Origin of the sequence: Paenibacillus sp. EKM206P (assembly GCF_011066155.1) — a bacterium.
Lineage (GTDB): Bacteria > Bacillota > Bacilli > Paenibacillales > Paenibacillaceae > Paenibacillus > Paenibacillus polymyxa_D.
Genome location: NZ_JAAMNQ010000011.1, coordinates 176,588 through 188,900 on the forward strand (window position 1 = coordinate 176,588; position 12,313 = coordinate 188,900).

Here is a 12,313-nt window from a genome sequence, read left to right on the forward strand (position 1 = left end):
CTGTCAGAAATGAGGGAGTGGAGCACATGGAAAAGCCAGCTGAGGTAAAACGTGAGATTTTCCGTTATCGTGACGGTCAGATCAAGCGTTTTGAAGACACGGTGGTGACGGAGCATCCGGTGACCATCAAAATCAATCAGCAGGAATTTGCTACCATGGTTTGTACACCGGAGTATGTGGAGGATATGGCAGTAGGTTTTTTGGCCTCTGAAGGCGTCATTCAACGGTACGATGATATCGAAGATATTTGGGTTCAGGAAAAAGAAGGCTTTGTTCATATTAAAACCCGTCGAATGAATGAGTTTTATCAAAACTTTCATTCCAAACGGTACATTACCTCCTGTTGCGGAAAAAGTAGACAGGGCTTTTATTTTATAAATGATGCCAAAGTGGCAAAAAGAATGAATGACACCCATGTTACGCTGTCTTTTGACGATTGTTTCCGTTTGATGAATTTAATGCAAAACTCGGCACTTACGTTTCAGGAGACCGGTGGTGTTCATAATGCAGCGCTGTGCGATAAAAACGGGATGATCCTATCCAGAATAGATATCGGCCGACACAATGCGCTAGATAAAATCTATGGGCATTGCCTAAAACATGATATTGTATTACAAGACAAAATCATAGTATTCAGCGGACGCATTTCGTCTGAAATTTTGTTGAAGGTTGCGAAGATTGGCTGTGAAGTTGTTTTGTCCAAGTCAGCTCCTACAGAGCTTGCACTTGAGTTGGCTGAGGACCTGGGGATTACGACCGTTGGCTTTATACGCAGTCGTTCTCTGAATGTATATACGCATACCGAACGGATTGATGAACTGGTCGAATCTAAAATATAATATAATAATCTTCAATGTACACCGTCATAGTTAACCAGCATGGAAAAACCTTTCGAGGTATTCATTCATGTTGGTTTTTCTTGGTACATATGTGGTGGGCAGTCACTGTACTGAAAAGGAGGGGATGTTAAATGAACTATCATATTCAAGTATTTGCTGGACTTGCGGAACAGATGGGAGGGCCTATAATTATGGTGCCTACTGAGCAAGAAACGATGACCGTTGCCGCATTAAAAGACTTGCTATCCGAGCGTTTCCCTGAATCAGCAGCTCAGTTGCAGGGTTCTTTTGTTGCCAGAAATCAAGCCTACGCCGCTCCTGAGGACCTCGTGAGTATACATGATGAGATTGCGATTATTCCTCCGGTTTCAGGAGGGTAAATTCTATTAATAGGATAGGTGAATTCGATAGAATAGGTGCAAGGGGGCAGATCATATGCAATATCGTATTCAACTATTCGCAGATATGGCGGAGCAACTTGGTGATGTGATCACGGTAGAACTTTCACAGGAAGCGGTGACCATTGCAGACATTCGAAAAAAGCTGAATGAGCTGTACCCGGAAGTGGCTTCACAACTGCCAGGTTCTTTTTTTACCCATCATAAAAAGCTGGCTTCTCCAAATGAACTTGTGCTTCCATCAGATGCAATTGCTCTTCATCAGTCAGCATCCGGGATGGAGACGGTCGTTTCAAAATGTGGTTTATTTGCCATTACGTACGACCCGATTGATGCCGATGAAGTAACCTCAAAGGTACTCGACCCTTCTCATGGCGCCTCGCTGACCTTTAATGGTACGACTCGGGAATTTACGCAAGGTCAGCGAACGGTGTTGCTTGAATATGAGGCGTATGTCCCGATGGCCATGAACACGATGAAGCAGATTGGTGACGAAATTACAGAACATTGGCCTTCCACACGTACTGCGATTACACATCGGCTTGGCACGGTAAGAATTGGAGAGACGAGTGTGGTGATTGCTGTCTCAGCTGCACACCGCGATACTTGCTATGAAGCCAGCCGCCATGCCATTGAACGGTTAAAGCAAATCGTACCGATTTGGAAAAAGGAAGTGTGGGAGGACGGCTCAGAATGGAAGGGGCATCAGCTGGGTGGCTGGAACCCTCAAAGTACCCCAAAGCTTTCAAATAAGGGCGAGGACATTTGAACTTTTAGCTTGTCTGATCAACTTGTAGCTATCAATGGATAAGTATGGAGGCGTAAATCAACGATGTCAGAAATGGACAAGATCCAGAAAATAGAAGTTGCTGCACATGCGCATACGTCTCATGCCCGTTATTCTAGACAGGAATTATTCTCGAAAATTGGACCGACAGGCCAGCAAAATATCCGTAGTAAGCACGTGCTGATGGTGGGGGCCGGCGCACTGGGCACTGCCAATGCTGACATGCTGGTGCGAGCGGGCATCGGACGGCTGACGTTGGTAGACCGTGATTATGTAGACTGGAGTAATTTGCAGCGCCAACAGCTCTATGACGAAGCGGATGCCCGTAATCAGATCCCCAAGGCAGTGGCCGCGCAGAAGCGATTGCAGCAAACCAATTCGGACGTGGACATTCGTGCGCTAGTCCGGGACGTCTCGCTGGAGGAAATCGACGATATCGCAGCAGGGGTGGATCTCATCGTAGATGCCACTGACAATTTCGATACACGTTTGCTTATGAACGATTATGCGGTCAAGCACCGAATACCCTGGATTTACGGGGCATGTGTAGGTAGTTATGGGACAACCTTTACCATCGTGCCGGGGCAGACACCGTGCCTGCATTGCCTGCTCGGAACCGTACCGCTCGGCGGTGCAACCTGTGATACGGTCGGTGTGATTAGCCCGGCTGTACAGATGGTGGCGGCTTATCAAAGCGCCGAAGCATTGAAGCTGCTCACCGGGGACGATTCGGCTTTGCAAAATAAGCTGATTTCTTTCGATCTGTGGAACAATCAGCATCAGGCGATTCAAATCAGCGCCATGAAGAAAGCCGATTGCCCAACGTGTGGTGAGCACCCTGTGTATCCTTTTTTACAATCGGAGCATCAGGCTAAAACGGCTGTCTTGTGCGGACGAGATACGGTTCAAATCCGCCCGGCTTCGGGTGCTGTACGTGATCTGAATGAAGCGGCACGTTTGTTATCCCGTCAGGGGGGCAAAGTGGAGCATAATCCATACCTGGTATCCGTTGTTATCGGGACGCATCGAATCGTTCTTTTTCAGGATGGTCGCGTCTTAATTCATGGCACGAAGGACATCGCCGAGGCGAGATCAATTTATCACAAATATTTGGGTTGACCCAATAGATTCGACCCGTTATGAGATGTACAATGCTTCCTTATTTTCACTATCACATTTTGTTATCTCATTTTGGAATTTATAGGATAGGGGAAGAACAAGTTGAAAAAGAAATTTGGGTACATATTCACGTTCGTTGGATTGTTGGCATGGGTTCTGGCTGGGTGTTCGTCTCCGGCTGCTGTACAGTCGGCACAGTCCGCACCCAAGACAGAACTAGTCGTATCTGCCGCTGCGAGTCTTCAAGATAGTCTGAATACGCTCAAGGGCCAGTATGAGAAAAAGCACCCAGATATCAAACTTACCTTTAACTACGCTTCATCTGGTACATTACAAAAACAAATTGAGCAAGGCGCACCCGCTGACGTATTTATTTCGGCAGGCATGAAGCAAATGAAGGCATTAACCGATGCTTCATTGGTGGAAAAGGATAACGTGCTACTTCAAAATAAACTGGTTGTGGTTATTCCGCAAGATAAGGCGAAAAGCACAGATAACAAAAGCATTACGCTCAATGACTTGATGGGTTCTTCTTTCCTGAAAGTGGCTGTTGGGGAGCCTGCTACCGTTCCCGCCGGACAATATTCTAAAGAATCGTTAACGAAGGCTGGGCTATGGGACAAGCTGGAACCTAAGATGGTATTCGCCAAGGACGTAAGACAGGTATTAAATTATGTTGAAACAGGCAACGCCGATGCAGGACTCGTCTATCTAACGGATGCCAAATCATCCGATAAAACGGTCATAGCACTGGAAGTGCCCGAGGAATTGCACGCACCCATCCTGTATCCTGAAGGCATTGTAAAAGCAACCAAACACAGCCAGGAAGCAGGAGAGTTTCTTGATTTTCTACGAACAGATGAAGCTATGAGTGTGTTCAGTAAAGATGGATTTTCAGCCCCTACAGAAATGACGGGAAAATAGAATTTACAGATAAAGGAGGGGGTCCCATTGGATTGGTCAGCTTTTCTTCCTCCGGTTATCGTATCTGTTAAAGTCGCTGTCGTCGCCAGCATCATCGTCTTTTTATTAGCTACTGTGGTAGCGCGGATGATGGCGAACTGCACGTCGCGGAGGGGAACCAGCGTGATTGAGACCGTTCTACTTCTTCCGCTCGTTTTGCCTCCCACTGTTGTCGGCTTTATTTTGCTCATCTTGCTGGGAAGGAAAAGCTGGATTGGCACTGCCTTCGAAAGCCTGTTCCAGCAGACGATTGTATTTACGTGGGGAGCTGCAGTGGTGGCGGCCGTAGTTGTTGCTTTTCCACTGGCTTACCGCACCATCAAAGCAGGTTTTGAAGCTGTAGACCCGGAGGTAGAGCAGGCTGCACGTGCGCAAGGTGCCAACGAATGGCAAGTGTTTCGCCACATTACGATGCCCCTTGCCTACCGACCGCTCATCTCAGGATACATTCTCGGATTTGCCCGAGGGTTAGGGGAATTTGGTGCTACGCTGATGCTTGCAGGTAATATTCCTGAACAGACTCAAACCCTGCCTACAGCGATTTACACCGCGTCCGAGGTCGGAAATATGACACTCTCTTGGAGCTGGGTAGCTGTCATCATTTTATTCTCTTTTATCATGTTGATGCTTTCTAATCGACTGGTAAAGGATTAGTCCGTTTGGAGTAAGAACATGCGTAGTCTGCCGACAGGGTAGCTGCGGCAACGTTAGCAGCTTTGATCACCAAGAAACCTTGCGATTACTAAAACGCAGGGTTTCTTGTTTCTTTCGACAGCGATTACGGTGACCTCCTGTTCTTTGGTATGGCGCATTAGGTTGCACTAATGGCCGATGCCAAAGAACCAGATTTAGTGGAATTAGGGTGCAATTTACAAGAAAAACAAAGGGGGATGAGGAACATGAAGAAATTCGGGCAAATGTTTCTGGTAGGTTTAGCCGTGGTTTTCGGGCTTGGCCTGGGGGCCGGAAATGTGCAACCTCCCGTCGCTTCCGCGGCCGGTACAGAATATTATGTGGCCACGAGCGGCAGCGACTCTAACGCCGGAACGAACGATGCGCCGTGGAAGACGTTGCAGCACGCGGCCGACGTGGCTCCTGCGGGCAGCACGGTTTACGTCCGGGGCGGCGTGTACAAGCAGAAAGTAAAGATTACCCGCTCTGGCTCCGCTTCGCAAGGTTCCATTGTGTTCACCAACTATGGGACAGAGACCGCCATTATTGATGGCAGCGGACTTTCGGTCAGCGGGAATGAAGGGCTGATCGAACTGGCCGATGTCAATTACGTTACTGTTCAGGGGTTTGAAATCCGCAATTTTACCACTGCTTCCAAGAACGTGGTGCCTGTAGGTATTTATGTCCACGGTTCGGGCGGCTTCATTAATCTATCCAACAATAAAATCCATGACATCAAAAACACGGTCACTCCGACCGGCAAAGATCGGCTGGGCCGGGACGCTCACGGTATCGCTGTTTACGGTACGAAAGCTCCGGCTTCGATTCACGACCTTACGATCAGCGGCAATGAGCTGTATAATCTCGTACTGGGCTCCAGCGAATCGCTCGTTTTAAACGGCAACGTGGATGGCTTTGCGGTGACCGGCAACCTCATTCACGATGATGACAACATCGGGATTGATTTGATCGGCTTTGAGGGCACCGCGCCGAATACGACTTATGATCAGGCGCGGAACGGGTTGGTGAAGGGCAATCGGGTGTATAATAATTCAGTTCAAAATAACCCATCTTACAAGAGCGATGACAACTCGGCCGGGGGCATTTATGTAGATGGGGGCAAGGACAGTATTATTGAGCAGAACTACAGCTACAACAACGATATCGGCGTCGAAATTGCCTCCGAGCACGCCGGTAAAGCCACCAGCAATATTACGGTCCGCAGCAACGTGATATATAACAACCGACTGACCGGCATTGCCATGGGCGGTTACAATGAGGAGCGTGGCTCCACGGTAAACTGCAAGATCGTGAACAATACACTATACAAGAACGATACGTTTGAGGACGGAAGCGGTCAGCTTTTGGTTCAATATGATACGCGAAACAACGTGATCCAAAATAATATTTTCGTGGCCAGCTCCACGGATATGCTGATCTCCAATGGATACACCAAAAATTCCGGCAATGTTGTGGATTATAATTTATATTTTGCTCCGAGCGGAAGCTCGGAAGCGAATTGGATCTGGAAAAATAAGGGTTATATGGGTTTCTACGCGTACAAATCGGGGACCGGCAACGATACGCATTCTCTATTTGCCGATCCTAAATTCGCGAATGCCGCGAACAGCGACTTCCATTTGCAGTCTTCGTCATCTGCGATCGATGCCGGGAACACGGACCTTGCCATAATTGGAACACTGGATATCGACGGGAAGCCAAGAGTACAGGGAGCCGCTGTGAACATCGGTGCCTACGAGTAAGCCGTATATTTTATGACAAACAGAGCATGGCGAAATTATTTGGGACCACTGTTTGTACGTTTTTACAATGTTCCTTGCAATTAAAACACCTTCAAAGTGAAACCCCATGTCGTAAGATATGGAGATAACCTTGGAGGTGTTTTTGCGTTGGCAACAAGATTAAGCTATCTTCGGAAAGTAAAAATGGAAGTCATATAAATGAGATTAGAAAGTTGTTCCTGTTCGATAGGCTCCGATTAACATAGTTGTTGCACACCTTTGAACCATACGGATTTGATCGACAAAGTATCAGAGATGTTGGTTGTCGGATCACCGTTTACTAGTATAAGGTCAGCGAGCGAACCTTCGGCAATACAGCCGCGATCGTTAAGCCCAAAGCAACGGGCCGGTTTCGCGGTAGCCGACTGAAGCGCTTCTATGGGAGTAAATCCGGCCTCAACCAGCAATTGCATTTCATGATGAACGCTGGCTCCATGAGCAAGGCCGCCAAGATTGGGAACAGGAACGGGAGCGACATCCGTCCCGACCAGAATATCCACACCGGCACGGTGGAGATCCATCACATTTTTAAAGCTATTCTCCAAATTGCCTTGCGGGAAAGTATGGAAGCTTGATTTCAAAATATCGATCCATTCCGGACTTAATTTGGAATAAACACGTGAATCATTCGCCAATTCTGATGCTGGATTCCCCAGAATGGATGAGTTCAATACTAAGCACGGTATAACAAATGCGCCTGAATCCGCTATGGATTTCACCAACTCAGATGTGTATTCGGGCCTGTCGAGAAATAAGTGACCCAATCCGTCGACTCCAATATCGATGGCGGTTTGCGAAGAATGAGCCGTCAAGACGTGGGCTATGACTATTTTATCGAACTTATGGGCTTCTACCACAGCTGCTTTTAAAATTTCGTCGCTTAAAATAGGCAGTCCAGGGGCACCCAAGACCGTCCCTTCTTCAATCATGATTTTAATAAAGTCGGCGCCACTCTCCACTTGGGTATGCACATGTTTGATCGCTTCTTCCACTGTCGTCACTTGGGGCACTTTTTCGTGATCGTGAGCGTAAGCGGCTAGCATAGCTTCCCGGTCTTTCTTGGGTAACTTCTCCAATTCCTTTAATACGAACTCAGGAATTTCATCCTCATCCTGCAATAATTCATCCGGATGACCACCTGGAGCGGTGATCGCTGTGCCGGCAGAACGGACTTCAGCGGCATCATTCACGTTTTTCAACTGGATTTTGCGCCCTCTTTCTGTAAAACTGCCGTTCATTTCGAGTTCTGTCGTGACGCCGAATTTTAAAGCATCTCTTAACCCTCCGATTGAAGTGTGAACATGCGCATCAATCAGGCCGGGTAATAATGTCCCATTTTCCCCATCGATGATCGTTGCATGCGTCGGAAGGTCTCCGCCTACTGAAATAATAGTTCCCCCCTGGATGATAACATTTCTGGGCTCAATAACTTTTTCTCCATCGAAAATACGTACATTCGTAATCGCTGTAACCTTTTCTACCGTAAAGCTTTGAGTTACATTCTTCATGTCGTTCCTCCTTAGTGCTCAGCTTCAAACAATTAGAATTCTAACTGTTAGTTATATAACTGTCAACAAACTAATTTTCATTTGACAAACAGTTTAGAGATTTATATAGTTTATTTACTGACAATTAGACTTCTAATAATTTGAGGAGGTACGATGATGAAAACCCAAAAGGATACGGTTTTTCTGGATTTGTTTCAGGTTATCGGTCTTAAGCTAAAGAAAAGAGCGGACGAGAGCATAAAAGAGTTGGGATTAAATGCTCAACAAGGAAAAATGATTAGATATATCTACGAGAATCAAGAAAATAATTTAATTCAGAAGGATCTTGCCGATCGGTTTCATCTGCGCGGAGCCAGCATTACAAGCATACTTCAAGGTCTTGAGCAAAAAGGATTCATCGAGCGCAAAATCCCGGCCAATAATGAGCGGCAAAAAAATATTTATGTTTTACCAAAAGCCATTGAATTGATTGAAGCTTTTAGTGACTCTTTTCAAAAGGTGGAGGACGAAATTGTTCAGGCCCTGACCGAAGAGGAGAAGCGAATTTTAGAGGGAATGTTAAATAAAATTAATGAACGCCTATAATTGCGTAAAATCATGTTCCAAAAATCACTTTCGCTAGTCTCTGTTTTATATGATAGGAATCGGTTATGATGGAAATAGTAATAGGGATTTTAGTAGATTTTAGGAGAGCGGTGCGATATGAGAAGGGAAACGGGTTTTAACGAAATTATTCGAAAAGTACGTAAAGAGCTATTTGGGAAAGGCCCGGAGCGCATACATACAACCTTTGTAGATAATATGGCCATCACGATGCTATATGGAAATTTAACCCCATCCGAAAAGTTTCTGGCACAAGAAGAATCCGGGAAAGAGATGGTGCATGCAGCCCGAACCAAAATGGTTCAAAAAATATATCCCACACACTTCAATAAAGAACTGGAGGATTACATGGATTCTCGGCTGCTGCACCTCTTTTCAGATATTAAAGTGGAGGAAGATATAGCCATATCCGTTTTTGTATTTGAAGATAATATTACTGCAAAATAAAAAAGAAAGCGGGACCGACATCGAATCCATATTGTTGGAGAGTTCGGCTTCACCCTCGATTTAATTAACGATGTGCTAACCCAAGCGACCAACAGAAAAAAGACGGCAAGAAGCTGATTAAACCTTTGCTGTTCTCGGTCCTCCTGCACATACGAGGGGGGGCTTTTCTTCAAGAAAAGCTTGGCTATCCGCAACCCATATCGCCCTGTACTGCGTACGTAAATCACGGATCATGAAAGGAACCTACATAGTTTATGAAAAAAAATGATTTTGGAAATAGGATGAAGGAATATGAAAATGCCTATAGATTAAGCCTACCACGCCGTTTACCAGTAATCATCAGAATTGATGGTGCGCATTTTCATACCTTTACGCGTGGGATGACGAAACCTTTTGATGAGAAACTAATTTTTGCATTATGGGAGACGTGTAAATATTTGGCCTATAACATTATGGGATGTAAATTGGTGTATCATCAGAGCGATGAAATCTCACTGCTTCTTACGAATGATGACAAATTAACGACGCAATCCTGGTTTGAAAATAATCTTCAAAAGATGGTGTCCATATCTGCCTCTCTGGCTACAGCCAAATTTAATGAGGAAATCCAAAAGGTTTACCCAGGTCAGCCTTTAGCCACTTTTGATGCGAGAGCTTGGGTTTTGCCTCAGGATGAGGTTACAAACTACTTCCTATGGAGACAACAAGATGCTACTAAAAACAGCATTTCTATGGTAGCTCAAGCCCATTTCAGGCATTCAGAACTAGAAGGATTGAACGGAAATCAGCTCCAAGACAAGCTTTTTGTGGAAAAAGGGCTAAACTGGAACGACCTTCCGGTCTGGCAAAAGCGGGGAATTTGCATTACCAAACAACAATACAACAAAGGCGAAGCCGTTAGAAGCAAGTGGGATGTTGATCATGAGACACCGATTTTTTCGCAGAATAGAGATTATATTAACCAATATGTATACTTGGACAAGGATGTGTAGATTTGGAGTGTGTTATTTTTATAGGAATTCAGGCTTCGGGCAAGTCGACTTTTTATAAAGAACAATTCTTCAAAACACATATGCGAATAAATCTGGATATGCTTAAAACACGAAATAGGGAAAATATTTACCTTCAGGCCTCTATCGAAACGATGCAGCGTTTTGTAGTGGACAATACCAATCCAACAGTCGAAGAACGAAAGAAATATATAGATGCTTGTAAAAACAAGGGATTTAAAATCATTGGCTACTACTTTGAACCTGATTATGCAGAATCTATTAAGCGTAATGAGCAGCGCACAGGCAAAGAGTATATTCCTGAGATTGGTATTAAGAGTGTAATGAGTAAACTGGAGGTTCCGAGCTACGAAGAAGGATTTGATGAACTCTATAGCGTGATTTCCATGGAAGGAACGTTTCAGATTAGAAGGCTGCCGGAAAACCATACAATATAGGAGGACTACCATGAACATACCTGAGAGATTCATCAAACGTTTTCCAGCATACGAGGACGTATTTGCCAGCGATCTTGAACATCATCGCAAGCATTTTCTGCCGATTTGCTCGATAAATCTTCAGTTTTTATTCCCGGAGCAAGATGAGTGGCTGCATTTTGTTTCCGTAAAAGAAATCTACGAAGGCTGTGTGGGTGAAAATACTCAGGACTTTCATACCTCATATACCAAGCAAGATATGCTGGGATTCGATGTAATTGACGGCAAATACAAATTCGAAGCAGACTGGAATTATTTTAGTCTTCATCAGAAGGAGCAATTGGAAGCTACCTATGAAGCGCTGAAATCAACCGGGGATAAAGCGTACCTACGTATGAAGAGAGAAGTCATGGCGTTGGGCGGACTGGAACAGGTGTATATGAATAATGAACAAGACTACCAAGCTCGCAAAGCGTTTTTCCTGGAAAATAATAAAATTTATCCATATTCCTCCTTTGGAGAGGCTAAAAAGTCTGTTGAAGAACTCACCCGTGATTTTGAGGAAAAGCAATCCAGTGGTTGGGGGCTGAGTTACCCTGAAGTTAACGGAATTTTAGATGATATCGCTTTTCAGTCTGACAAGGCTCAAAGTTACATCAAGGAATATCATGAATCTCTGGAAGAGATGCTCCAGTTCGAGCAAACCAATCTGCTTCATGTGCCTAAGCGTCCCAATGGTGAGACTTTTACCTATATCGGTTCCATTACCGGGTATTATTTTCAAGCGTGTGGGGCGGATACCGTCTATTTATTTTACGACCAAGAATTAAGTAAAGCGGTAATTTGCTTCGAATATTCATAAGTGTGGATTTTGCAAAATCCTGAAATAAACAAAAAAACTCCCATAATGGGAGTTTTCAGGCTGTCGAGAAAGTCTCGACAGCCTATTTTATGTTAATTTTGTTTAAGACGACACCGCGTTAATGTTGTATAATATAGGTAACTATTGTAGAACGGATGGTGTTGATATGCTACGCTCCAACCGCGAAAAACAACAATCCTACGAATTTGTTTCCATCGAAGATCTGGTTCCTCAAGATCACTTGCTCCGCAAAGTAGATAAGTATATCGATTTTTCGTTTATCGATGATAAAGTTCGACCACTGTATTGTGCAGACAACGGGCGTCCTGCCATTGATCCTACCGTATTGTTTAAAATGATCTTTCTCGGTTATTTCTATGGCATTCGCTCAGAACGGCAACTCGAGCGAGAAATTCAGACGAACCTAGCTTATCGTTGGTTTCTGGGGTTGGGCTTAACGGATAAAGTTCCGGACCATACGACGATGAGCTGGAATCGTCGCACTCGCTTTAAAAACACCACGATCTTTCAAGATATCTTCGATGAAATTGTGCTGCAGGCGATCTCTCACCGAATGGTGGGTGGGCGTGTTCTCGTCACCGATTCCACACACGTCAAAGCCAATGCTAACAGGCACCAGTACACCAAAGAACAAGTGTTGCAGAATACTAAAGACTATATGGACGAGCTGAACGAAGCGGTGAAGGATGACCGGAGAAACCACGGAAAAAAGCCTTAAAATCCCGAGAGGAAGTGAACGAAGAAAAAGAAATGAAAGTGAGCAAAACAGACCCGGACAGCGGCTATATGATCCGTGATGGCAAGCCCGAAGGCTTCTTCTATCTGGACCACCGCACGGTGGATATGAAGTACAATCTGATTACGGA

Annotated in this window: 13 protein-coding genes and 1 pseudogene; 13 read left to right on the forward strand and 1 reads right to left on the reverse strand. The window is 45.1% G+C overall.

The window, feature by feature from the left end; translation table 11 throughout:
• Positions 1-26 precede the first annotated feature (26 nt).
• From fdhD to G9G53_RS20350, 7 genes are all read left to right on the forward strand, one after another.
• Entirely contained in the window at positions 27-839 is an 813-nt protein-coding gene (fdhD, locus tag G9G53_RS20320) for a formate dehydrogenase accessory sulfurtransferase FdhD (RefSeq protein ID WP_039274507.1), read from the forward strand.
• 131 nt (positions 840-970) lie between these two features.
• Entirely contained in the window at positions 971-1,219 is a 249-nt protein-coding gene (locus G9G53_RS20325; RefSeq protein ID WP_039274509.1) for a MoaD/ThiS family protein, read from the forward strand.
• A 55-nt stretch (positions 1,220-1,274) separates the two neighbouring features.
• Positions 1,275-2,006, forward strand: coding sequence for a molybdenum cofactor biosynthesis protein (locus G9G53_RS20330; protein ID WP_165149896.1), 732 nt, complete (start codon positions 1,275-1,277; stop codon positions 2,004-2,006).
• Between the two features lie 63 nt (positions 2,007-2,069).
• Entirely contained in the window at positions 2,070-3,143 is a 1,074-nt protein-coding gene (locus G9G53_RS20335; protein WP_029515414.1) for a thiazole biosynthesis adenylyltransferase ThiF, read from the forward strand.
• Positions 3,144-3,245: 102 nt separating this feature from the next.
• The gene (gene modA, locus G9G53_RS20340; protein ID WP_165149898.1) at positions 3,246-4,067 is read left to right on the forward strand and encodes a molybdate ABC transporter substrate-binding protein; all 822 of its coding nucleotides are present in this window, start codon (positions 3,246-3,248) and stop codon (positions 4,065-4,067) included.
• Between the two features lie 27 nt (positions 4,068-4,094).
• Complete coding sequence (gene modB / locus G9G53_RS20345) at positions 4,095-4,760, forward strand: molybdate ABC transporter permease subunit (RefSeq protein WP_039274516.1); 666 nt, start codon at positions 4,095-4,097, stop codon at positions 4,758-4,760.
• Positions 4,761-5,005: 245 nt separating this feature from the next.
• Complete coding sequence (locus G9G53_RS20350; protein WP_165149900.1) at positions 5,006-6,541, forward strand: right-handed parallel beta-helix repeat-containing protein; 1,536 nt, start codon at positions 5,006-5,008, stop codon at positions 6,539-6,541.
• A 236-nt stretch (positions 6,542-6,777) separates the two neighbouring features.
• On the opposite strand, the gene G9G53_RS20355 is transcribed toward G9G53_RS20350, so the two are convergent.
• The gene (locus G9G53_RS20355; RefSeq protein ID WP_165149902.1) at positions 6,778-8,088 is read right to left on the reverse strand and encodes an amidohydrolase family protein; all 1,311 of its coding nucleotides are present in this window, start codon (positions 8,086-8,088) and stop codon (positions 6,778-6,780) included.
• 156 nt (positions 8,089-8,244) lie between these two features.
• Here G9G53_RS20355 and G9G53_RS20360 point away from each other — a divergent pair, with 156 nt between their 5' ends.
• From G9G53_RS20360 to G9G53_RS20385, 6 genes and pseudogenes are all read left to right on the forward strand, one after another.
• Positions 8,245-8,673, forward strand: a complete 429-nt coding sequence (locus G9G53_RS20360) for a MarR family winged helix-turn-helix transcriptional regulator (RefSeq protein WP_039274520.1) — start codon at positions 8,245-8,247, stop codon at positions 8,671-8,673.
• A 117-nt stretch (positions 8,674-8,790) separates the two neighbouring features.
• Positions 8,791-9,138, forward strand: coding sequence for a DUF2294 domain-containing protein (locus G9G53_RS20365; protein ID WP_013311231.1), 348 nt, complete (start codon positions 8,791-8,793; stop codon positions 9,136-9,138).
• A 254-nt stretch (positions 9,139-9,392) separates the two neighbouring features.
• Positions 9,393-10,130, forward strand: a complete 738-nt coding sequence (locus tag G9G53_RS20370) for a tRNA(His) guanylyltransferase Thg1 family protein (protein ID WP_025718215.1) — start codon at positions 9,393-9,395, stop codon at positions 10,128-10,130.
• A gap of 2 nt (positions 10,131-10,132) precedes the next feature.
• Entirely contained in the window at positions 10,133-10,585 is a 453-nt protein-coding gene (locus tag G9G53_RS20375) for an AAA family ATPase (RefSeq protein ID WP_165149904.1), read from the forward strand.
• 10 nt (positions 10,586-10,595) lie between these two features.
• A complete protein-coding gene (locus G9G53_RS20380; protein ID WP_165149906.1) occupies positions 10,596-11,426 on the forward strand; it encodes a siderophore biosynthesis protein in 831 nt (276 codons plus the stop codon).
• Positions 11,427-11,592: 166 nt separating this feature from the next.
• Positions 11,593-12,313: pseudogene (locus G9G53_RS20385) on the forward strand (transposase); the annotation flags it as partial.

Coding starts and splice junctions, on each gene's coding strand:
- G9G53_RS20355 (WP_165149902.1), bottom strand. CDS start 8,088: ATGAAGAATGTAACTCAAAGCTTTACGGTAGAAAAGGTTACAGCGATT.
- G9G53_RS20370 (WP_025718215.1), top strand. CDS start 9,393: ATGAAAAAAAATGATTTTGGAAATAGGATGAAGGAATATGAAAATGCC.
- G9G53_RS20380 (WP_165149906.1), top strand. CDS start 10,596: ATGAACATACCTGAGAGATTCATCAAACGTTTTCCAGCATACGAGGAC.
- G9G53_RS20335 (WP_029515414.1), top strand. CDS start 2,070: ATGTCAGAAATGGACAAGATCCAGAAAATAGAAGTTGCTGCACATGCG.
- G9G53_RS20330 (WP_165149896.1), top strand. CDS start 1,275: ATGCAATATCGTATTCAACTATTCGCAGATATGGCGGAGCAACTTGGT.
- G9G53_RS20325 (WP_039274509.1), top strand. CDS start 971: ATGAACTATCATATTCAAGTATTTGCTGGACTTGCGGAACAGATGGGA.
- G9G53_RS20365 (WP_013311231.1), top strand. CDS start 8,791: ATGAGAAGGGAAACGGGTTTTAACGAAATTATTCGAAAAGTACGTAAA.
- fdhD (WP_039274507.1), top strand. CDS start 27: ATGGAAAAGCCAGCTGAGGTAAAACGTGAGATTTTCCGTTATCGTGAC.
- G9G53_RS20350 (WP_165149900.1), top strand. CDS start 5,006: ATGAAGAAATTCGGGCAAATGTTTCTGGTAGGTTTAGCCGTGGTTTTC.
- G9G53_RS20360 (WP_039274520.1), top strand. CDS start 8,245: ATGAAAACCCAAAAGGATACGGTTTTTCTGGATTTGTTTCAGGTTATC.